The following is a 22693-nucleotide window of genomic DNA, read 5'->3' as shown; positions in this document are numbered from 1 at the left end:
GCTGCATTGGAGGGAATTGAAGTCATTTCGGTCAGGCCGATCGCGGGCAAATCAGAATTTGGATTCGGATAAGTAGCACGACTTGGAAACGATAGGAGGATACGACACAGTGGATGCAGATCAAACCGTTGTAACCGTTGATATATATGGTGTTCAATACAAGCTTAAAGGTCATTCCAATGTCGAATATATGAAGAGGGTTGCCAGCTCCATCGACGACAGCATGAAGAAGCTGGCCAAGACGTATCCTCGTTTAGATATGCAAAAGCTTGCCGTACTGTGCGCGATGCAAATTACGGAGGACGTATTCAGGCTCAGACGCGACAACGCGCGCCTGCAAGAGGAGGAAGCGCGTCTTCAAGCGATCAGCCAGCAGCTGGAGTCGGAGAAACGCAAAAGCGCGGAGCTGGAGTCCGGTCTCGCCGAGCTCAGAGAATCCGCGGAAGCCAGTCTGCTTGATGCGAGGGAGAAGGCAGAGCAGGAGCTGGCGGCGCTTCTCGCATTGACGGAGGAGCAGAAGCAGGCGGACGAGGCTGCGCTGGCGGAGGCGTTGGAAGCCGCCGGGAAGCGGCTCGAGTCGTTGCGGGGAGAGCATGAATCGGAGCTGGCGCGCGTTAGCGAAAGTCTGATCGCGGAGAAGAAAGCGGAAATGCTGCAGCTGAAGAGCCGATTGGAAACAGAGCTTGCCAAGCTGGAGGCGGATCGCGATCAATCGATCGCGTCATTGATGTCCGAGAAGGAGCAAGCGGTTGCAGCGCTTCTTCAAGAGAAAGAGCAGGTCGTCGTCGAGCTGAAGAACGAGCAGGAGCAAGCTTTGGCCGCGCTCGCGAAGGATCAGGATCGGCTCGTTGCCGAGTTGAAGGCTCAGCAGGAGCAGGCCGTCGATCGGCTGCGAACCGAGAAAGCGCAGGTCGTGGCTAGGCTCATGAGCGAGAAAGATGCCGTTCTGCTCGAGCTGGCGGATATCTCGGCCGCGAAGGAACGGGCAGCGCTGGAGCTGGGCAACGAACGCGAGCTGGCGCTTGCCGATTTAGCAGTCGCGAAGGACGAGGAGCGGGAACGCCTGTTGTCCGAATGGCAGCTGAAGTGGGAACAGCGGGAGACCGAATGGTCTGCGTCCGCCGAAGCGGCGAACGCCGATCGGATCCGCCAGGCGGAGGAACGTGACGCTTTCTGGAAGGCGGAGCTCGAGAAGGTCGATCAAGACAGCCGCGCCGAGCTTGAGCGTCGCCGCAGCGGCTGGCTCGAGGACCGCGATAAGCTGTTGGCCCAAATTGCCGAGCTGGAGCAGAAGCGTCTTGCCGATAAGTCGGCGCTCGAGCAACGGATCGCCATGGCGGACGAAAGCATTATGGCCGCTATGGAGCAGGAAGAAATTCTTCGCTCTTCTCTGTCGCAGCTTCAACAGGAGCGGGAAGAGTGGATGGAGCAGATGGAGTTTGCCGGGGCGCGTCTGGAGGAGCTGTCTCAGGAGAAGGAGTCTTTGGCTGCCGGACACGAGAGCAAGCTGATCGGCCTCGCGCAAGAGCACGAATCTGCGACACAAGCGAGCAGGCAAGAGATTTTGCGGCTAGAAGAGACGCTTGCGAGCATGGGGCAAGCGGAGGAAGGTTACTTGGAACAGCTTGCGGCTCTCGAGAGCAAAGTGCAATCGCTAGCCAGCAAGCTGAAGGAAGCGGAAGCGAGCGGCGAGCATTTGGCGGAGCAGCTCGAGCGCAAGCATGCGGAAGAGCAGGAGCGGCTTGCGAAGCTGGAGCAATCAGAGCTCGAAGCGCTTGAGCTGGCGGAACGGCTTGCGCAGCGGGAAGAACGCGAACGGGAGCTGTCCGAGCAATTTGCGTCGCTGGAGTCGAATGAGCAATCACTGGCTGCTCAGCTTAAGCAAGCGGAAGAGAGAGCCGAGCATTTGGCGGAGCAGCTCGAGCGCAAGCTCGCGGAAGAACAGGAGCAGGCGGCGAAGCTGGAGCAATCGGAGCTCGAAGCGCTGGAGATGGCGGAACGGCTTGCGCAGCGGGAAGAACGCGAACGGGAGCTGTCCGAGCGTTTCGCGCAGCTGGAGTCGAATGGGCAATCACTGGCTTCCCAGCTTAAGCAAGCGGAAGAGAGAGCCGGGCAATTGGCGGAGCAGCTCGAGCGCAAGCTTGCGCAAGAACAGGAGCAGGCGGCGAAGCTGGAGCAATCGGAGCTCGAAGCGCTGGAGATGGCGGAACTGTTGACGCAGTCGGAGTCGAAAGAGCAATCGCTGGCTGACCGGCTCAAGCAAGCGGAAGCGAAGGCCGAGCAATTGGCGGAGCAGCTGGAGCGCAAGCTCGCGGAAGAGCAGGAGCAAGCAGCGAAGCTGGAGCAATCGGAGCTCGAAACGCTGGAGCTGGCGGAACTGTTGACGCAGACGGAGTCGAAAGAGCAATCGCTGGCTGACCTTCTTAAGCAAGCGGAAGCGAAAGCCGAGCGATTGGCGGAGCAGCTGGAGCGCCAGCAAGCGGAAGAGCAGGTGTGGCTGGATGAGCGCGATGCGCGCGAACATGAGCTGACCGAGCAGTTGGCGGAGCGTGACGCCCGCGAACGTGAACTGGTCGAGCAGTTAGCGGCAAGAGGAACGCTCGAACATGAGCTTTCCGAGCAGCTGGCGGAGCGTGACGCCCGCGAACGCGAGCTGTCCGAGCGACTGGAAGAAGGCGACATACGCGAACGCCAGTTGAAGGAGCAGCTGTCCGAGCAGCGCGAACGGATTGAGCTAGAGTCCATGGAGCTGGCTTCGGAGCTGGAAGAGCAATTGATCTCGGCTTCGTCAGAAGCCAAGGAATTGGCGGATCGCCTGAAGCAGTCCGAAGACAGACTCTTGCAGCTGACGTCGGAGGCGGGCGACCGCGCGACGAAGGAACAAGAGCTGATCGGTCAGCTCGAGCTGCTTGCGGCTCGCGAACGAATCGCGAGCGGCCATATGGAAGCGGCGTTGGAGCGCGCCGAGCAAGCGGAGATGCAGTTCGAGAAACGAGAGCAGTCGATTCGGGAGCTGGAGGAAGAGCTAACGCGCATGGAGCAAGCGAAAAAAGAATATGCCGCCATGGAAGAAGAGCTGCGCGAGCGGATGGAGCTTGCGGTTCGGGAAGCGGCGGCTTCCGTCGACGTGCAAGACGATTGGCAGGAAAGGCTGGACGAGCTTCAGAGGGAGCGGGATCAAGCCGCAGAGTCCGCCGAAGCTTTGTTAAATGATCATTCCGCGCTCCTCGACGAACATAAGAAACTAAGCACTGAATATTCGAAGCTTCAATCGGAATTCAACGAGTGGATCGAATTGATCGAGAAGAGCTGACGAGTATAAATGACCATAAGCCAACACGAAAAACGCCTATACTGCATCGCCGCGAAACCGCGGCGGATGCGAAGTATAGGCGTTTTTTTTTCGACCATGAATTATCCGTACGAATGGATCGTCCCGGTCGGGCCGCCGAACGACAGGCTGGCAAGCCGAACGATGTCCGGCGTGACGACGGCAGGATCTTTGCCTGTCGCGTGCATCTCGGTCCGCAGCGTCCCCGGGTTATATAAATTGACGAGAATGCCATGCTCATGCTCCTCGTCCGCAATCGTGCGCGTAAGCGACTCGAGTCCCGCTTTGGCGGCGCTATAGGCCGCGTAACCGCCTGCTCCGTTCTTCGATAGGCTGGAAGTAATGTTGATGATCCGCCCGTACTTGTTCTTGCGCATGGCCGGGAGGACGGCTCTCGTCAGCAAGAAAGGGCCAGTGAGATTGGTCGAAATTTGTTTCTGCCAGTCGTTGGAAGTGAGCTCCATGACGGAGCCCGGCTCCAAGATGGCGGCATTATTAAGAAGCACATCGATTTTCCCGTGACGCTCGAGCGCCGCTTGTATCGCGTCTTCGACCTGCTTTTCTTCGGTAATATCGGTCTGCAGGATCAGAGCGTTCTTGCCTGTTCGGCCGAGCACCATGGCAGCCGTTTCATCCAGCTTGTCGAGTCGGCGTCCCAGCAATACGACTTCCGCGCCTTCCGCCGCGAAAGCGATCGCCGTCGCTCGTCCAAGCCCCGTCCCGGCACCGCTAATCATGGCAATTCGAGAATCCAAAGCTCCCATTATGCATTCCTCCCATGCAGTTCGTGTTGAGTTCATCTTATCAAAGCCCGATCCGCATGGGAAGGCAACAAGCTATCAGACTTTTTTACCTTCCTCTTAAGGATTGCTGATAATAGATGCGATAAAACAAAACGCCTGAATCGACTCGAGCAGCCATAGGGGCATCGTTGTCGTTTCAAGCGTTTTGGGAACTTTGGTTTACTTGATTTCGCCCGAGCGTTACGTAACGACAAGCGTCGCTTTCATTTTGCCATGGCCGACGCCGCATTGAATGTTGCAAATGATTTCGTACGTGCCAGGCTCGTCGAATTGAACCGTCACGGTCTTGTTGTTGCCGATTTTATAAGCGGTTTTCAAAATTTGCACGCCATGTACGCCGTCAACGGATTTGAGCGTTAGCGCAACGGGTTCTCCCGCTTTTATCTGGTATTCTTGCTGATCGAATTCCCAACTGGATGCGGTAAGTACGACTTCGGAAGTCGGCTCGGCGCCCGTATTCACCGCTGCTCCGGCATTGTTGCCGCTATTGTTGCCTCCGCTGCTGTTCGCCCCGCAAGCCGCGATGATCAACGTCAACGCCATGACGGAAGCGAATGCAATCCACTTTTTCATGAGAAATCCCCTCCTGGCCATAATGGTTATAACTAAACTTACCCTATCATTGTATCCTAATTTTGGACATGATAAAGAAGGTCGAGGTGACAACTCCTTGACAATCGAATGTGGAACTTGTAATGAACACTTAATTCGGCGCAAAAAAGGAACCCTTGCCCTCCATCTTCCGACGGGGCAAGGGTCTGTCATCCGGCTGCATGCGGGCCGTCTTAATCGTGATGATTTTTGCCGGCTTCGTATGGCGTGCTGACCGGGATGAACAAGTCGATGATCCCGATAACGAGCGCGGCCAGGATGGCGCCAAGCCAAGTCACTTCGACTCCGCCGACGACAAACTGGGCGATCCAGATGACGACGGCGCTGGCGATGAAGCCGACGATGCCTCTGCCGAACGGGGTAACCCGCTTGCCGAAGATCCCTTCGATAATCCAGCCCAGCGCGGCGATGACCAGAGCCAGGAAGAATGCGCTCCAGAAACCTCCGACGCTGAATTGGGGAACGATGAACCCGACAAGCATCAGCACGAGAGCAGAGACGATAAACCTTACTACATGTCCGAGAAATGTCAAATCCATAACCTCCTTCATGGTGTGGTGAAGCCATGTAAAGTTTGCAGGCAAACAGAGTTGGAACAGTTGTTGCCATCTTAGTATGATCATGATTCCCCTAATTCATGTGAAGCGCCAAACAACCATTCGTGAAGTCCGTCCGAATCGTGCATCGCGTCCAAGGTTCGGCTATAATATAAGGGCGAGAGGAGTGTTCATCGTTGGATTCCAAAATATTGACGACACTTGAATATCCAAAAATTATAGATAAATTAATCAAACATGCCAGCACCTCTTTGGGCAAAACGACCGCGGAACAGCTGAAGCCTGTGACGGAGCTCGAAGCCGTGAAGACGCTTCTCCAAGCGACCGATGAGGCGTACGCGGCCGACCGGCTGAAGGGAAGCGCGCCGTTCGGCGGGGTCGTCGACATCCGCGCTTCCTTGCATCGGGCGCGGATCGGAGGCACGCTTAACCCGGCCGAGCTGTTGGACATCGCCTCGACTTCGCGCGGCAGCCGCAGGGTGAAGCGCCATGTGGAGACGATTCACGGCGAGCATCCGCTGCCTATGCTGTCGACGATCGCGTCGGGCATCAGCGAACATAAGCCGCTGGAGGACGCAATCTTCGATTGCATCGACGAGAACGCGGACGTGCTCGACAACGCGAGTCCTGAGCTCGCTTCGATTCGAAGGGAGCTGCGCAGCGGCGAAGGACGCATTCGCGAGAAGCTAGAGAACATGATTCGTTCGTCGAACGTGCAGAAGATGCTGCAGGACACGCTGATCACCCTGCGGAACGATCGTTACGTCATTCCCGTCAAGCAGGAGTACCGGTCAAGCTTCGGCGGCATCGTTCATGATCAGTCGGGCTCGGGCGCGACGCTGTTCATCGAACCCGAAGCGATCGTGGCCATGAACAATAAGCTAAGGGAAACGAAAGCGGCCGAGGTTCGCGAGACCGAAAAAATATTGCAGAAGCTGACGGCGCTGGCGGCCGACCATACCGAAGAGCTGCTGATCGATCTGGAACTGCTGGGCGATCTGGATTTTGCGTTCGCGAAGGCAAGGCTCGCGCACGAGATGAAGGCGACGCAGCCCCGGATGAATGATCGGGGGTTTCTTAAGCTGAAGCGAGGCAGGCATCCGCTAATCGATAAGGACAAGGTTGTGCCGCTCGACGTGGAGTTAGGCAACCAATACACGGCCATTATCGTGACGGGGCCGAATACAGGAGGCAAAACCGTCTCCTTGAAAACGATCGGACTGCTGAGCTTGATGGCGATGTCCGGCTTGTTCGTGCCTGCCGAAGAAGGCAGCCAGCTTTGCGTCTTCGATGCGATCTATGCCGACATCGGCGACGAGCAGAGCATCGAGCAAAGTCTGAGCACGTTCTCGAGCCACTTGACGAACATCATTCGCATCCTTGGCTCGATGACGGCCAAAAGTCTCGTGCTGCTTGATGAGCTCGGAGCGGGCACGGATCCGGCCGAAGGTTCGGCGCTCGCCATTGCCATCCTGGAGCATATCCACGCGCGCGGATGCCGGATCGTCGCGACGACCCATTACAGCGAATTAAAGGCTTATGCTTACAATCGCAAGTCCGTCATTAACGCCAGCATGGAATTCGATATCGCGACGCTTAGCCCGACTTACCGACTGCTCGTCGGCGTGCCGGGGCGAAGCAACGCGTTCGCCATCGCGGAACGGCTAGGCTTGTCGCGTTCCATTATCGATCACGCCCGCGGCGAAGTCAGCGAAGAAGACTTGCGCGTGGAAAATATGATCGCATCTTTAGAAGAGAATCGGATCAGCGCGGAATCCGAACGTCAGAGCGCAGAGGCCCTTCGCAAACAGATGGAGTCGCTGAGGACGAAACACGAGGAAGAGCGGCTTCGCTTCGAGGAGCAGAAGGAGAAGCTGCTGCGCAAAGCGCAGGAAGAAGCGCGCGAAGCGGTCGCAAAGGCGAAGAGGGAAGCGGAGGAAATTATCGCGGACCTGCGCAAGCTCGCGATGGAGGAAGGCGCTTCGGTCAAGGAGCATAAGCTGATCGAGGCTCGCCGCAGGCTGGACGAAGCAACCCCTCATTTGGAAACGAAAAAAACAAAATCCGCCGCGAGCGGCAAAACGGACAAGATCGAGCCCGGCGACGAAGTCATGGTGTACAGCCTGAACCAGAAGGGCTCCGTACTCGAAGTTCACGGCTCGGACGCCACGGTGCAGCTCGGGATCATGAAGATGAAGGTCTCTCTTGACGATATGGAGCTTCTGAAGGCGAAATCCGCCGCGGCGAAGCAGTCCCCGGCGAAACAAGCGGGCGGCGCGAGCTTGAACCGGACGCGCGACGACAACGTCAAGATGGAGCTGGATCTGCGCGGCGAAAGCCTGGAGGAAGCCATTATGGAAGTGGATCGTTTCCTGGACGAGTCGTTCCTGTCCGGCTTCGGGCAAGTGTATATCATTCACGGCAAAGGAACGGGCATTCTTCGGACCGGCATCCAGCAATATTTGCGCAAACATTCACACGTGAAGAGCTTCCGCAACGGAAATTACGGCGAAGGCGGCATCGGGGTAACGGTCGCCGAGCTGAAGTAGGAGGATAGGCATCCATGGAATCCGGAATCGATAAGCTGCTCGACCATCCGTATGCTTCGTCGCTCGTCTTCGTATCCGTGACCGTCTTGTCGCTGATCGTATTTCTGTCATTGTTCGAGCTGGTGGCCAAATACAAGTGCTGGAGCGAGATCAAGCGGGGCAACATGGCGGTGGCGATGGCGACCGGGGGCAAAATATTCGGCATTTGCAATATCTTCCGCTTCTCGATCGAAGCGAACGATACGATCTATCAAAGCTTGATATGGGGAGCTTACGGCTTCGTTATTTTGCTGGTAGCCTACTTCATTTTCGAATTTCTGACGCCCGTGTTCCGGATCGACGAAGAGATCGCCCGCGACAACCGCGCGGTCGGTCTGATCGCCATGGTGATCTCCGTTTCGTTGTCCTACGTTATCGGGGCGACCGTCATTATTGGTTAGAGGAGGCGCGAAGTGAAATATTTGTGGAGCACGCTGCTTGTTGTTGCAATTTTATTTTTTGTAGTTGGCATTATCTATGTTATGAATACTTAATGAATACTCCCACCACTTATTTGAGCTAACGCTCCGATAGAAGTGGGGGTTTCTGATGTATCAATTTGACCGAAATCAAAATGCTTAACACCAGTGGAGCTGACACATTGACGGACTGGTTACCGTCCAGCCCCTCTATCCCATTGGAAATTCCTTTGGGAATACGTTTGCGCTAGGAGGTAGATTCCTACGAATCTCAAGCGCATTGGTGGCTTGAACATTTTACGTAGCAGAGCCAAGTAGTACCTGCTACAACCGCATATGTTCAGTTATCAAAGAACATGTGTTCTTGTTCAAATCTTAACACATTTTTATTTCCAAAGCCATTCACTTTATAGAGGAGCGTTTCAACGATGGAAGAGCAACAAATTTGCCCGTGGTGCCTGACGGAAATTACATGGGACGAAGAGATCGGGCCGGAATCCCATTGCCCGCATTGCGAGAATGAGCTGGGCGGTTACCGAACGATGAGCATCGGGCTTGACGGCGGCAAGGAACGCGGAGGCTACGACTCGGAGGAAGAAGACGACGAGGATATGGAGGAATGGAACGACACGGGCGCGGACGACAGCGAAGCGGACTGGGCTTCCGAGCAAGAAGGCTACAGGGGCGCAAGCAGCGGCATGCTCGCGGCGGAGGGCGTCATCCAGCGCGTGATCGACGAACAGGATGAAGCGCCGGAATGCCCGAATTGCCGCGAGTATATGATGGAAGCCGGTACGCAGACCGTAGGCGGCGAAGGCTTCGTACCTGCGGTTCCCAAGGCGATAGGAACGCCGCTATTGCCGAATCCGTTCCGCATGGTATGGTACGTTTGCCCATCTTGTTTCACCGTGTCTTCGCAGCTCGCTTTCGGAGACCGCGAAGCGTTAATCGAAAAGATGTCAGAGGCGGAGTAAACCGACTGGATTTGAGCGGCGTTTCCAATATTGGACGGGCATAGGGGTTAGGTTTCAGGGCATCTTACAAAACATATTTCGCAAGCCGCGGCCGCATTAGCCGCGGCAGGAGGTCATGTTTTGGCTAAATTAGACAAGCAAGCTGTCCTGCTCCTTCTCGTGCAAGCGTTGTTCGGAGTCGCGAACGCGCTCTCGGGCACGTTCGTCCCGGTTTATCTATGGAAGGCCAGCGAATCGTACATGCTGATCGGCTGGTTCACGTTCGCTCAATATGCGCTTAGCGGCTTGACGTTCTGGGTCGCGGGCAAGTGGGTCAAGGAGCATAACAAGATGAATAGTCTGAGGGTCGGCATCACGCTCTCGGGCGTATTCTATTGCGCTGTATTATTGCTAGGAGAAGGAGCCAAAGCTTGGGCGATTCCTCTCGGAGCGATGAACGGCATTGCGATGGGCATGTTCTGGATTGCCTTTAACGTCGTCTACTTCGAAGTGACGGAGCCGGATACGCGGGATCGCTTCAACGGCTGGGCCGGCTTGCTCGGCTCCTCCGCCGGCATTATCGCGCCATGGATTTCAGGCTTGCTTATTACGACGATGCAAGGGGAGAAGGGCTACCGCCTTATTTTCACGATCTCGCTCTTCATCTTCTCGGTAAGCGTCGTTCTTAGCTTCTGGCTCAAGAAACGAAAGGCCGAAGGGCATTACAATTGGAAACACGGCATTCAGCAGCTGACGAGGAAAGGAAATCCTTGGCGCCGCATGTTCGCGGCCATTATGGCGCAAGGCGTGAGGGAAGGCGTGTTCATGTTCCTCGTCGGGCTTACGGTCTATATCGCCACCAAAAACGAAAGCAAGCTCGGCGCATATTCGCTCATCACATCCTTGGTCGCTCTGATCAGCTTCTGGGCGGTGGGCAAGTGGCTGAAAAAAAGTCGCAGACTGGTTTCCATGCTGATCGGCGTCATTATGATCGGCGTCGTCATTCTGCCGTTGTTCTGGAACGTATCGTATACGACTCTTCTGATGTTCGGCATCGGCACTTCCTTGTTCATGCCGCTGTATATCATTCCGATGACATCGAGAGTATACGATCTGATCGGCGAGTCCAAGGAAAGCGCGAGCGAACGAGAGGAATTTGTAGTATTGAGGGAAGCAGGACTGACGATCGGCCGCATCATCGGATTGTCGGCCTATCTGATCGTGTTGCCGATCACCGATTCCCCCAGGGCGATTACATGGCTGCTGCTTGGTGTTGGGATCGTGCCGATCGCCGGCTGGTGGCTCATGCGCCCTTTCTTGAAAATGAAACCTTCATAAGCTGCGTGACCGGAGAGGGGAAAAGTTATGGCAAGAGCAGTAACGGATATAACAAAGTTAATCGGGGAGACTCCGATCGTGCGGCTGAATCGCATGGCGGAGCCGGGCATCGCGGAGGTATGCGTAAAGCTCGAGCGATTTAATCCGAGCGGAAGCGTGAAGGATCGCGCGGCATTCGCTTTGATCGAAGCCGCCGAACGCGATGGTCGCATTCAACCCGGAGATACCATCATCGAACCGACAAGCGGCAATACGGGCATAGGCCTGGCCATGAACGCGGCCGCGAGAGGCTATAAGCTGATCCTTGTCATGCCCGACAATATGTCGGCGGAGCGCATCAAACTTCTGCAGGCTTACGGAGCGGATGTCGCGCTGACGCCGGCCGCCGAGCGCATGCCGGGCGCAATTCGCAAAGCCGAGGAGCTTCGCAGGCAGCATCCGGGGAGCTTCATTCCGAACCAATTCGAGAATGCGGCGAATCCCGATATCCACAGGCGCACGACCGCGCTCGAAATCATGGAACAGACTGGCGGGGAGCTGGATGCGTTCGTTGCGACCGCCGGCACGGGCGGAACGATCACCGGAACCGGAGAGAAGCTGAAGGAGCTGCTTCCCGGACTGCACGTTGCCGTCGTTGAGCCGAAAGGATCACCTGTCCTCTCCGGAGGGCAGCCAGGACCGCATAAGTTGGTCGGCACGAGTCCCGGCTTCATCCCGGCTATTTTGAATACCTCCGTTTACGACGAAATCATTCAAGTGGCGGATGAAGATGCGTTATCGACGATGCGCGCCCTTGCGAGACGGGAGGGCTTGCTGCTCGGTCCGTCTTCCGGCGCTTCCGTCTGGGCGGCGTTCCAGATCGCCCGGCAGCTTGGCGAAGGCAAACGGGTCGTCTGCATTGCACCCGATACGGGTGAACGTTATTTAAGCATGGGTATTTTCGAATAAAGAACAAAACGACGCATCGCAATCACTCTCCTCTTTTTTCCTCCCTTTCATGCATTTGGCCATTCACTTCTGGGCAACCTTTGGTTGTGAGGAAGTGAATGCCAAATGAAAATCAAACCTTTCGGTATACTGCCCGCTATCAGCATCATGATTTTATCCGTCGGACTCGTAAACCATGTGCTTGTCGTCCCCTTGATTCTAAACGGCGCCAAGCGCGATGCGTGGATGGCCGTGCTAGCGGCTATGCTTGTCATCCTGCCTTGGACGGCCATCCCGCTATACGGATTATTGTCCAGGATGAAAGGCAAACGGATCGACCATTGGCTCCGGGAGCGGCTGCCTCCCTTCGCCGTTTGGATCGTCATGGCTTATTGTCTGCTTACGATTTTTTTCGTCGCGACGGAATCATTGATCATTACGACCTCTTGGACCGAAACGACCTATTTGAATAACACGCCGCCGATCGCGGTACTGCTTGCATTTGTCGGTTTATGCGTGTACGCGGCTTGTTTGGGGCTTCGTACGATCGCCTTCGCGAGCTGTCTGCTGCTTCCGTTCGTCGTCATCTTAGGCGATTTCGTCATGTCCGCCAATATGCCGCACAAGGATTACCGGTACCTGCTGCCCTTGCTGGAGAGCGGCATGCAGCCGGTATTAAAAGCTTCGCTCTATTCCTTAACCGCCTTCGGCGAATTATTTATGCTTTTGTTGATCCAACATCACTTGAAGGGCAGCTTCAAACGATGGCAGCTGATCGTTCTCGTTATGTTTCTGGCGCTTCTGGCCATCGGTCCGGTCACAGGCGCAATTTCGGAATTCGGCCCCCTCGAAGCCGAAAAGTTGCGCTACCCCGCGTTTTCCCAATGGAGGCTCGTCACGATCGGGCGCTACTTCGAGCATGTCGATTTTTTCGCGATCTATCAGTGGTTATCCGGCTCAATGATCCGAATATCTTTTGGGATCTACCTGCTTGCGGAATTTAGCCCGTTAGGCAGGATGAAGAGGAAGTGGATCGGCATCTCCTTGATCGGAGCGATCATGGGCGGCATCGCGTGGTATTGGGTATTCCATATGATCGAATACCGCCAAGTCTTGCATTTTGTTTATACATACGGGGGGATTGCGTCGATCACGATGGTACTACTCGTTTACATTTCGAGCTTTCTGAAGGCAAGGAGGGTGCAGGATGGGCGGGCAAGAGCTTGACCAGCAGGCGGAGATCAGCCGGACCGGAACCGGCGAGCGAATATCCATCGCGGAGTTCAGGGAGCGCGTTGATCCCTGCAAGGACGTGTTCCACCACGTCGTACAGCTCAATGCCGGGGACGGCGAACGCGAGCTGCGCGCGATTCTTTATTATTGCGACGGCATGATCGATGGCCAGATGTTTCAGCTCGGCCTTCTGCCCATGCTGGAAAACTGGAAGTCGCACACCTCGAAAGCATGGATCGGCAGCGACATTCGAGGCGAGACCGGGAGCAAGGAAACCGGCGAAGGGAATGTCGGCGAAGAGGATCGCGGCCGCCGGCATCCCAGCGACTTGTTCAACCGCATGGACGGCGTGGAGGAACATCTATTCGAGCGGCTGTTCGCAGGCAGCGTCATCATCGTCTTCTCGGATCGGGAGTCGTTCTACGAGTTCAATATTGCCAGCCAGCCCGCAAGAAGTCCGGAAGAGTCCACGATGGAGCTGTCCTTGAAAGGACCGCGCGACGGCTTCGTGGAGAAGTTGTCGGTTAACGTGGCGCTCGTGCGCAAGCGCATGCGTACACCGAACATGCACGTGGAGTATTTCATTATCGGAACGGAATCCAGAACGGAGGTCGCTCTCATCTACATGGCCGACCAAGCGAGGCCGGAGCTGGTGGAAGAGGCGAGGCGAAGGCTGCAATCCGTCCATATCTCGAGCTTGAAGGGAGCGGGGGAGCTGGAGGAGCGCATCGGCGACCGGCGAAATTCGTTGTTTCCGCTGATGGATTACGTAGGCCGTCCCGATTTTGTCGTGCAGTCGATCATGAAAGGAAGAATCGCGGTGCTGACGGACGGCACGCCGGCGGCCTTGATCGCTCCGGGCAACTTGACGCTGCTTGTCAAATCGCCGGAGGATGCCCATCTGCCCTTCTATTACGTGACGCTTGAGCGGCTGCTCCGGTTTCTGGGTTTGTTTACGTCTATGTTCCTGCCCGGATTCTGGGTGTCGTTATGTTCGTTCAATACCGACCAAATTCCGTTCACGCTGCTTGCGACCGTGACGATGTCGAGAATCGGACTGCCGATCTCCGCGACGATGGAGATGTTCCTGATGCTCGGCATGTTCGAGCTGTTCAGGGAAGCGGGCGTGCGGTTGCCGCGTCCGGTGGGGCAGACGGTATCGGTCGTAGGCGGCTTAATCATCGGCGATGCCGCCATCAGGGCGGGCATGACGTCTCCGACGATGCTGGTCGTGGCGGCCGTCTCGGCCGTTTCGACGTTCACGCTCGTCAACCAGTCGCTTGCCGGATCGGTCAGCATTATCCGTTTTTTTGTGCTGATCTTATCGTCCATCTTCGGCATGTACGGTTATTTTGTGGGTATGTTCGCGGTAATCCTCTACATGTGTTCGCTGGAGTCGTTCGGCCAGCCTTACATGGAGCCGCTGGCCCCCCTTCACCTGAAGGACGTGGCGGCCGCTTTAATCCAGAAGCCTTGGCATATGTACAGGAGCAGGAGGCAGCGGCCATGAAACGAATGCGAAAAACCATTTCCGTATGGGTTCTCGCGGCTTTATTAATCTTGCTTCCCGGATGCTGGGACGAAGTGAACCTGCAGGATGTCAGCTACGTATCGGCGATCGGCATCGATTATCAAGACGGCCAGATGATTTTATACGGTCAAATGCTCAACTTCGCTTCCATCGCAAAAAGCGAATCGCCGGCAAGCATTCCCGCGGAGACGTGGCTCGGGAGAGGTAAAGGAAAATCTACCCTGCTAGCCCTCTACGATTTGATGCGCGGGGGATATTCGTCCATCAATCTCGAGCATCTAAAAACGGTGATCATCCATGAAAGGGCCACTGGCAAAATCGACGACGTACTCGACGCGCTCAACCGGCAACGGGCATCCCGGTATACGTCCTTAATTTTCGGGACGACCAGTCCGATCGAAGATATTTTCACGACGGAAAATTTCTTCAACCAATCGCACTTGTATAGCGTGATGTACGCTCCGAAGCCCCATGAAGACCAATACACGTTTATTGAACCGCTCCAGATGCAGCTGGCGGTGCAGACGATCAAGGAACCTTGCGAATTGACGTTGCTTCCTGTCATCAATAGCAGTCAAACCTACTGGAAAAAAGGGAAGAAGCCGATCAGCACTCAGCTCATTTCAGGGTTGTTCGTGTTTAAGGATTATAAGTACTTGGGTTATTTCGCCGAAAAATCGGTCATCGGGCTGCGATGGCTGAACGAGGATTTCCATAAAGTGTATTTGGAAGCCAATGCCGACGGCCATACCGGCACAGTCTCGATCAAAGACGCGAAGTACGGCGTAGATATCGACACGGCAGGGGAAGAGCCCCGCTTCCGTTTGAACGTCTCCCTCACCGGAAGCCTGATCGAACTCGACGGCGAGATGACCGCGGGACAAATCGAATCCTCCATCGAAGAGACGGTACGCGGACAAATTCAATCGTTGTACGAGATCGGAATCAAGAAGGGCGTCGACTTCCTGGAGCTGGAACATAGGCTGTATCGGTACCATAACCGATTTTGGCACTCGCATATCAAAGATAAGGATTGGGTGCCCGATCCGAAATTCCTTGCGGAAATCGACGTGAAGTTCCAATTGTCCGACTCTGGCAAATATGATTTGCAGGCCGCACATAATTTGCCGGATTAAGCTCATAATACGGAAGGCGCGAAAACGCGAAAGCAAACCTAGAAGTGTATGTTCAAAAAGTCCGGTTTTCAGCTGAGCGTATGCTTACGATGCTGCGTTTTTTCAAAAAACGCTGTAGAAGATTGGATGAAGCTAGAAAATGAGGAGCGGAGCGTAGTGTAAGCTACGTGAGCACCTGCAATGTTTCCGGAGGAAACATACTTCGTAAGCATTCGCTTAGTTTCGGCTAAATTCAATATTCGATGTCGAATATGCTACTTGGTATACTTCGTGATCAAAAGTGGACTTTTTGAACAACCTCTAGAAGGCATACACCAATATAAAGGGAGGAACCTCACCTTGCTACAGCCAATGACAGCCAAAGAACTCGAGTATGCGGTTGATTCCATGTCTAACGAAGACCTGCTCTTGAAGCAATGCGCGGCCACTGTATCCGTGGCGACGACGCCGGCGATCCGCAACGTCTGCTCGCAGATGATCCAAATGCACCAGCAGCACTACGATTCGCTCATGCACGCCATCACTCATCATCAGCAAATGGCGCCTACGCAGCCGCAATAAACCGTCGCAATTGCCGTTAACTTACTTTGTGGAGGGATTACGAATGTATCAACAGCAAAACCAGCAGATTCTGACGGAAGAAGACCTGGCGTCAACCGTATTGGCCGATCTGAAGCGCGTCGTGCGCGAATACGCGACGGCGGCGACCGAATCGACTTGCCCCGACATGCGGCAGCTGTTCACCAAGCTGATGAACAATACGCTAACGGCGCAAGGCCAGCTGTACCAGGCAATGCAGCAGAGCAACATGTACACCGCGTCATCTCCTGCGCTGCGACAAGAGCTGGACAAGCAGGCGCAGGAGTACAAGCAGACGCAGCAAAAGACCAAACAATTCCTGCAGCAGAACCTGGGCAACCAGCCTCAGTCGATGTATGTGCCGGCCGGCCAGCACCAATCGGGCCAATCTTCGCATCAGCCACACTTCATGTAAAGACCCCTCGGGGTCTTTTCTTTTTTCTCTTTGCAGGAACCGCTAATTTCTTGTAAAATATTCGTTATAACCTAGAGGCGAGCCGGAAGGAGTTTTGGGATGACGGAACTACAATTGAAAGTGTTGGAGCTGCTGAAGGAAGACGCCCGAAGGGACGCGGAGCTGATCGCGACGATGCTTGGGGTGCCGACAGCGGACGTGAAGGAAGCGATCGCCGCGATGGAAGATAACCACGTGATCGTGAAATACGCGACCGTCGTGAACTGGAGCAAGGTGGATGACGAGAAGGTAACCGCGCTGATCGAGGTACAGATTACCCCGGAACGCGGCAGAGGCTTCGAGGGCATCGCGGAACGCATCTATCTCTATCCCGAAGTGAAATCCGTTTACCTGATGTCCGGCGCATACGATCTGCTCGTGGAGATCGAAGGGAAGAACCTGAAGGAAGTCGCCTCTTTCGTATCCAACAAGCTTTCGCCGATCGATGCGGTATTGTCGACCAAGACCTTTTTTATCCTTAAAAAATACAAACAAGACGGCATCATCTTCGAGGAACACGAAGGTGACCATCGGTTGATGGTTTCGCCGTAACATAGAAGGTGGCGCTTATGATGAAAGAGGAGCTGGAAGGAACCTCGGGCCTACTGCGGCGGCAATCGATGAGCGAGTATTTGTCTCCGCTGGTCAGGGGCATCAAACCGTCGGGCATCCGCCGGTTTTTTGATTTGGTGAGCACGCGCAAGGACGTCATTACCCTTGGTGTAGGAGAGCCGGATTTCGTTACGCCTTGGCATGTCCGGGAAGCGGCGGTGTACGCGCTCGAGACGGGAAAAACGCAATATACGTCGAACGCGGGCATGCCGGAGCTGCGCGAAGCTATTTGCCAATACTTAAACTACTCGTTCGACGTTGAATACAACCCGGCGAGCGAAGTGATCGTAACCGTGGGCGGAAGCGAAGCGATCGATCTCGCTTTGCGCGCTTTGATTGCGCCAGGCGACGAGATACTTATTCCCGAGCCGTGCTACATCTCGTATTCTCCGATTACGGCGCTTAGCGGCGGCGTTCCGGTCGGCATCGAGACGTTCGCGGCCGACGAGTTCAAGCTGACGGCCGAAGCGCTTCGGAAGGCGATCACGCCGCGTTCCAAAGTACTTATCTTATGTTATCCGAGCAACCCGACCGGCGGCATCATGACGTACGAGGATTGGCTGCCGATCGCGAAAGTCGTCGAAGAAAACGACCTCATCGTCATCTCTGACGAAATTTACGCCGAGTTGACGTACGGCTCCAAACACGTGAGCTTCGCGGCCGTTCCCGGCATGAAAGACCGCACCATTCTCGTCAGCGGCTTCTCCAAGGCGTTCGCGATGACGGGCTGGCGCCTCGGGTACATGTGCGGACATCCCGAGCTGCTGTCCGCGATGCTCAAGATCCATCAGTACACCGTCATGTGCGCGCCGATCATGGCGCAGTACGCGGCGCTCGAAGCGCTTCATCACGGCTTAGAGGAAAAGGACCGCATGGTGGAGTCGTACAACCAGCGGCGCCGGCTCGTCGTGAAGGGCTTCCGTGACATCGGGCTTGAATGCCATGAGCCGCAAGGCGCCTTCTACGCGTTCCCTTCGGTTGCTTCGACGGGGCTGAGCAGCGAGGTATTCGCGCAGCGCCTGCTGGAAGAAGCGGGAGTCGCCGCTGTTCCGGGCGACGTGTTCGGCCTCGGCGGGGAAGGGCATCTACGGTGCTCGTACGCCACTTCCGTCACCCAGCTGACGGAAGCGATCGAACGCATCGGCAATTTCGTTTACAAGTTGAATCGATGATAAAGGCTTCAGCAGGTCAGGACGCGCGTCCGGCCTGCTGTTTGTTGTAACAATGTATGTTCAAAAAGTCCAGCGGGCTTGGGAGGAGCGGGGATATGCAGTTGTATACGAAGACCGGAGATAAGGGAGAAACATCGCTTATCGGCGGAAGAGTCCGCAAGGACGATTCGCGAGTGGAAGCCTACGGCACGATCGACGAATTGAATAGCTTCGTCGGATTGGCCGCGGCGGAATTAAATAGGCATGAGCCACTGCGCGAACTTGCCGGCAGACTCGTCGACATCCAGCAGGAGCTGTTCGATTGCGGCTCCGATCTGGCTTATGCGAAGGAAGGGGCTCCCTTCAAGATGGACGGAATCCCGGCGGCGCGGCTGGAGGAGTGGATGGATGGTTACGTTGCGGAGACTCCGGAAATTACGAGATTTATTCTCCCGGGCGGAAGCGCCGCTTCTTCCATGCTTCACGTTTGCAGAACGGTGTGCAGGCGCGCCGAGCGCCGCGTCGTGACGCTCGCAGGCGAACATCCGATCAACGGGGACGTGCTCGTTTATTTGAACCGGCTGTCCGACTTCTTGTTCGCGGCTGCCCGGCTGGCGAATGCCAAGCTTGGCGAGCCGGACACGGAATATATCCGGAGCGCGGAAGTGTTCCGCAAGGGAAAAGGAAAAAAAGAACGGAAGAAATGAGTGTCTCGCATGGATGAATTCGCAAACGCGGAAGCGTTAAGCTTGCGCTATTATGATCCGCTCGTCGCGATCGTCTCCGCCCAAGATCACGGCAAGGATGTAAGGACGGTACTCGAGAGGCGCCTCGGCGTCTCCCGCAAGCTGCTGTCCCAGGTGAAGCTGACGGAGCATGGCCTGACCTTGAACGAATGCCGGGTATACACTTCCGCGAAGGTGTCGGAAGGAGATGTTATCCGGCTCCGCATGGAACGCGAGGAGTCAGACGATATTTTGCCGGAGGCGCTTCCGCTGGACATTGTCTTCGAGGACGACAGTCTGCTCATCGTCAACAAACCGGCCGGTATCGTCGTCCATCCGACGCACGGGCACTATACGGGCACGCTCGCGAACGCGGTCGTCCATCACTGGAAGTCGCGAGGCGAACGTGTGCGGTTCAGGCCGATCCATCGGCTGGACGAAGACACGTCCGGTCTGGTCGCGATCGCGAAAACCGGTTACGTCCACCAGCAAGTATCGGAGCAGTTGCAAGCCGGGGAAGTGGACAAGCTGTACCGGGCTTATGTTTACGGGTTGCCTGAGCCGCTCCGCGGTACCGTCAACGAACCGATCGATCGGGATACGGATCGGCCGCATTTGCGCGTGGTGAGGGGGGACGGTTATCCCTCGGTGACGCATTACGAGGTGGTAGAGTCGTTCGAGTCGGAGGGTAAGCTGGCAGTGGCCGTTCGGCTAAAGCTGGAAACCGGGCGAACCCATCAGATCCGCGTCCATATGCGCCATATCGGCTGCCCGCTGATCGGCGACAAGCTGTACGGACCGGATGACGGCGGAGCGGAAAGCTGGGAGCAGGCCGCGGGGAGGCAGGCGCTGCATGCCGAGACGCTCGGATTTACGCATCCCATGACACGGGAACGGATGGAATGGCATGCGCCGCTCCCGCCGGAGCTGCTGAAGCTGGAGCGGCTGCTTCGCGGCGAAGGCATGTAGTTTCGAGCCGCAACAAAATAGATTGAAACAAGCCAATCATGGGAAAGGTTAGAAGAAGGGAGTTACATCTAAATTGGGCAACGAACGCAAGGTTACAATTATTCAATATCCGAAATGCAGCACTTGCAAAGCCGCGGTAAAGTCTCTGAAGGCGAAAGGGAACGAAGTGACCCTGCGCGACATTAACGAGGATACGCCGACAGTCGCTGAGCTGAAGGAATTGCTGCGCATCGGCGGAATGGATCTGAAGAAGCTGTTCAATACGTCGGGTGAAGTATACCGCGAGCTTGGTTTGAAGGACAAGCTGCCCGCAATGAGCGAAGATGAGAAGCTTGAGTTACTGTCCCGCCACGGCATGCTGATCAAACGTCCGATCGTCACGGACGGCAAACAGGTCACCGTCGGCTACAAGGAAGATCAGTACGAAGCCGCATGGGGGAACAAATGAGCCGAACGGGGAAGTTGCGCTTCCGCGCGAATCGGCTGTCGTTGCTCGGATCCTCGATCTTCGCCGAAGTCGCGGCTTGGAAGCGGGAAGCAGCGGCTAACGGTCTCGATATCATTGATCTTGGAATCGGCAGCCCGGATCAGCCGCCGACCGAACATGTGCGTCAAGCTTTAAGCGAGGCTGCATTAAGGGAAGATATGTATGCTTATCCAGCGACTAGCAGTGGATTGCCGTTCCGGGAACAAGCCGCTGCTTGGATGGCCCATCGCTTCGGCGTGCAAGTCGATCCTGCCCATGAAATCGTGACGCTCATGGGCTCGCAGGACGGTCTTGCCCATCTCGCGATGGCCATCTGCGACCCGGGAGATACCGCGTTCGTGCCGGATCCCGGTTATCCGATCTATGCAGCTTCGCTGGCGTTAGCGGGCGTCGAGCCTGTATTCCTGCCGCTTCGCGAAGAGAATGCTTACTTGCCGGATCTGGACGCCATCGTGGAAGAAGTATGGGACAAGGCCGCGTTCATTCTGTTGAACTATCCGAACAATCCGTTGTCCGCCGTAGCGGATCTGGCATTCTTCGAACGGCTGATCGCGAAAGCGCGCAAGCACGACGTGCTTGTCGTGCACGATCTGGCTTACTCCGAGATGGGCTTCGACGGCGTCGAGCCGCCGAGCATTCTGCAGGTGCCTGGCGCGCTCGAACAAGCGGTCGAGTTCCACTCCTTGTCCAAAAGCTTTAACATGGCAGGCTGCCGGATCGGTTTTCTTGTCGGCAATCGGGACGCTGTCGCAGCGTTGCGGGAGCTCAAAGGAAACATCGACTACGGCGTATTCGATCCCGTGCAGGAGGCCGGCATCGTCGCTTTGCGGGATGCGATCGCGGCAGGCAATGGAGCTGCGAAGGCCGCGGACGTGTACGAACGAAGAAGGAACTTGTTTGTGGAAGCGCTTCGGAAGGAAGGCTGGGATGTCGAAGCCCCGAAGGCGACGATGTTCGTCTGGGCTAAGCTTCCTAGTCTTCGAGGACAAGACGGCGCGGTATGGAACTCCAGAACTATTTCCCAGGAAATGCTTCGACAGTCCGGAGTGGTCGTCATACCGGGCGAAGCGTTCGGCGATGAAGGTGCCGGTTACGTGCGAATCGCTTTGGTCGAGGACGAAACGAGATTGCTGGAAGCGGCGGCAAGAATCGGAAGGTTCCTTCGCGCGGCCGATGTGGTAGGATAGAAGAGCAGGTTTGGAGCGAACGATCAAAATCCCCTTGCACGGGCAAGGATAGAGTAGGAGTTGTAACCAAGCATGAACGGTCAAAAAGTATTGTTGGTCGATGGCATGGCTATCTTGTTCCGCGCGTACTTCGCGACTTCGTTCACGGGCAGCATCCGCCGGACAAGCAGCGGGATACCGGTGAACGCGGTGCATGGATTCGTCCGGTATTTTATGGACGCCGTAACGAAATTCGATCCAACGCATGTGATCTGCTGTTGGGATATGGGAAGCAAGACGTTCCGCACGGAGCAATACGACGGGTACAAATCCAACCGTCCGAACGCGCCTGAGGATCTTATTCCGCAATTCGATCTCGTGAAAGAAGTGGTGGCTAGCTTCAACGTGCCGAACGTTGGGATCGAAGGATTCGAAGCGGACGACTGCATCGGCACGCTGGCGAACCGATTCAAGGAGTACGCCGACGTATACATCGTGACAGGTGACCACGATCTGCTGCAGTTGGTGGACGAGCGCGTATCAGTCGCGATTATGAAGAAGGGCATCGGCAATTATATGGTGTACTCGCCGCTCGTCTTGATGGAAGAGCGCGGGCTTACGCCGCCGCAAGTGATCGACATCAAAGGATTGATGGGCGATACAAGCGATAACTATCCCGGCGTTCGAGGCATCGGCGAGAAAACCGCCCATAAGCTGATTCAGGAGCATGGCTCGATCGACGGGCTGCTGGCGAACCTGGAATCGGTCTCGAAGACGATCCGGGCGAAGATCGAGGCCGATCTCGAGATGCTGCACCTCTCCCGCGAGCTCGCGACCATTCGCTGCGATGCGCCGCTTGATACGCATATCGACAGCTGCGGCTGGCTATACGATCGCCATCTTGTTCTCAGCAAGTTCGAGGAGCTGGAGTTCAAAAGTTTGGTGGCGTTGATCGGGTAAACAAATGAAAACGGGATGGATCAGATGTTATATCTGCTCCATTCCGTTTTTTGTGCGCTTGGCAGCGCACTCTACTAAGGAGTGAAAGTCTCCAGTACACCGCAGGTGGCGGAAGTACATAGCCGACACATAGTGCTTAGTCCGTGAGGATAGGTGCGGAGG

General features: G+C 55.8%; 21 protein-coding genes. 18 read left to right on the top strand and 3 right to left on the bottom strand.

Going from position 1 to position 22693, the window contains the following annotated elements; translation table 11 throughout:
• Positions 1 to 109 precede the first annotated feature (109 nt).
• Positions 110 to 3313: a cell division protein ZapA gene (gene zapA / locus RB620_RS26650; protein ID WP_308099722.1), complete on the top strand. Its 3204-nt coding sequence runs from the start codon at positions 110 to 112 to the stop codon at positions 3311 to 3313.
• Between the two features lie 101 nt (positions 3314 to 3414).
• Here the strand turns inward: zapA and RB620_RS26645 are convergent, their stop codons facing one another.
• The 3 genes from RB620_RS26645 to RB620_RS26635 form a co-directional block, all read right to left on the bottom strand.
• Positions 3415 to 4095 (bottom strand): SDR family NAD(P)-dependent oxidoreductase, encoded by a 681-nt coding sequence (locus RB620_RS26645; RefSeq protein ID WP_308099720.1) that lies wholly within the window; start codon positions 4093 to 4095, stop codon positions 3415 to 3417.
• Between the two features lie 219 nt (positions 4096 to 4314).
• The gene (locus tag RB620_RS26640) at positions 4315 to 4707 is read right to left on the bottom strand and encodes a cupredoxin domain-containing protein (RefSeq protein WP_308099718.1); all 393 of its coding nucleotides are present in this window, start codon (positions 4705 to 4707) and stop codon (positions 4315 to 4317) included.
• A gap of 212 nt (positions 4708 to 4919) precedes the next feature.
• Positions 4920 to 5279, bottom strand: a complete 360-nt coding sequence (locus tag RB620_RS26635; RefSeq protein ID WP_308099770.1) for a phage holin family protein — start codon at positions 5277 to 5279, stop codon at positions 4920 to 4922.
• Positions 5280 to 5479: 200 nt separating this feature from the next.
• Between RB620_RS26635 and RB620_RS26630 the strand changes: the two genes are divergently transcribed.
• The 17 genes from RB620_RS26630 to RB620_RS26550 all read left to right on the top strand — a co-directional run bounded on the left by RB620_RS26630 (position 5480) and on the right by RB620_RS26550 (position 22531).
• Positions 5480 to 7852, top strand: coding sequence for an endonuclease MutS2 (locus RB620_RS26630; RefSeq protein WP_308099717.1), 2373 nt, complete (start codon positions 5480 to 5482; stop codon positions 7850 to 7852).
• A gap of 14 nt (positions 7853 to 7866) precedes the next feature.
• Positions 7867 to 8292 carry a DUF350 domain-containing protein gene (locus tag RB620_RS26625; protein WP_308099716.1) on the top strand — a complete coding sequence of 142 codons (426 nt, stop codon included), beginning with the start codon at positions 7867 to 7869 and terminating at the stop codon, positions 8290 to 8292.
• A gap of 446 nt (positions 8293 to 8738) precedes the next feature.
• A complete protein-coding gene (locus RB620_RS26620; protein WP_308099714.1) occupies positions 8739 to 9284 on the top strand; it encodes a hypothetical protein in 546 nt (181 codons plus the stop codon).
• Between the two features lie 120 nt (positions 9285 to 9404).
• Entirely contained in the window at positions 9405 to 10601 is a 1197-nt protein-coding gene (locus RB620_RS26615; protein WP_308099713.1) for an MFS transporter, read from the top strand.
• A gap of 27 nt (positions 10602 to 10628) precedes the next feature.
• Positions 10629 to 11549: a cysteine synthase A gene (gene cysK / locus RB620_RS26610; protein ID WP_308099712.1), complete on the top strand. Its 921-nt coding sequence runs from the start codon at positions 10629 to 10631 to the stop codon at positions 11547 to 11549.
• A gap of 105 nt (positions 11550 to 11654) precedes the next feature.
• Positions 11655 to 12755 carry a GerAB/ArcD/ProY family transporter gene (locus RB620_RS26605; RefSeq protein ID WP_308099710.1) on the top strand — a complete coding sequence of 367 codons (1101 nt, stop codon included), beginning with the start codon at positions 11655 to 11657 and terminating at the stop codon, positions 12753 to 12755.
• Positions 12736 to 14271 (top strand): spore germination protein, encoded by a 1536-nt coding sequence (locus RB620_RS26600; protein ID WP_308099707.1) that lies wholly within the window; start codon positions 12736 to 12738, stop codon positions 14269 to 14271. Before RB620_RS26605 ends, RB620_RS26600 begins: the two co-directional genes overlap by 20 nt.
• On the top strand, positions 14268 to 15428 hold the full coding sequence (locus tag RB620_RS26595; RefSeq protein WP_308099705.1) for a Ger(x)C family spore germination protein: 1161 nt from the start codon (positions 14268 to 14270) through the stop codon (positions 15426 to 15428). The genes RB620_RS26600 and RB620_RS26595 overlap by 4 nt, the downstream gene beginning before the upstream one ends.
• 339 nt (positions 15429 to 15767) lie before the next feature.
• On the top strand, positions 15768 to 15989 hold the full coding sequence (locus tag RB620_RS26590; RefSeq protein ID WP_308099703.1) for a hypothetical protein: 222 nt from the start codon (positions 15768 to 15770) through the stop codon (positions 15987 to 15989).
• Positions 15990 to 16032: 43 nt separating this feature from the next.
• Positions 16033 to 16422, top strand: coding sequence for a spore coat protein (locus RB620_RS26585; RefSeq protein ID WP_308099701.1), 390 nt, complete (start codon positions 16033 to 16035; stop codon positions 16420 to 16422).
• Positions 16423 to 16521: 99 nt separating this feature from the next.
• Positions 16522 to 17013 (top strand): Lrp/AsnC family transcriptional regulator, encoded by a 492-nt coding sequence (locus RB620_RS26580; RefSeq protein ID WP_308099698.1) that lies wholly within the window; start codon positions 16522 to 16524, stop codon positions 17011 to 17013.
• Between the two features lie 17 nt (positions 17014 to 17030).
• A complete protein-coding gene (locus RB620_RS26575; RefSeq protein WP_308099696.1) occupies positions 17031 to 18245 on the top strand; it encodes an aminotransferase class I/II-fold pyridoxal phosphate-dependent enzyme in 1215 nt (404 codons plus the stop codon).
• Positions 18246 to 18340: 95 nt separating this feature from the next.
• The gene (locus tag RB620_RS26570; protein WP_308099694.1) at positions 18341 to 18931 is read left to right on the top strand and encodes a cob(I)yrinic acid a,c-diamide adenosyltransferase; all 591 of its coding nucleotides are present in this window, start codon (positions 18341 to 18343) and stop codon (positions 18929 to 18931) included.
• Between the two features lie 9 nt (positions 18932 to 18940).
• Entirely contained in the window at positions 18941 to 19918 is a 978-nt protein-coding gene (locus tag RB620_RS26565; RefSeq protein ID WP_308099692.1) for an RluA family pseudouridine synthase, read from the top strand.
• 73 nt (positions 19919 to 19991) lie between these two features.
• Entirely contained in the window at positions 19992 to 20366 is a 375-nt protein-coding gene (locus tag RB620_RS26560) for an arsenate reductase family protein (protein WP_308099690.1), read from the top strand.
• Positions 20363 to 21592: an aminotransferase class I/II-fold pyridoxal phosphate-dependent enzyme gene (locus tag RB620_RS26555; protein WP_308099689.1), complete on the top strand. Its 1230-nt coding sequence runs from the start codon at positions 20363 to 20365 to the stop codon at positions 21590 to 21592. Before RB620_RS26560 ends, RB620_RS26555 begins: the two co-directional genes overlap by 4 nt.
• Positions 21593 to 21664: 72 nt before the next feature.
• Positions 21665 to 22531, top strand: a complete 867-nt coding sequence (locus RB620_RS26550) for a 5'-3' exonuclease (RefSeq protein ID WP_308099687.1) — start codon at positions 21665 to 21667, stop codon at positions 22529 to 22531.
• The last annotated feature ends 162 nt before the right edge of the window (positions 22532 to 22693 follow it).

Origin of the sequence: Paenibacillus sp. LHD-117 (assembly GCF_030929555.1) — a bacterium.
Classification (GTDB): domain Bacteria; phylum Bacillota; class Bacilli; order Paenibacillales; family Paenibacillaceae; genus Pristimantibacillus.
Note: the sequence above shows the minus strand (reverse complement) of the source record. Positions and strands in the feature narration are given on the sequence as shown.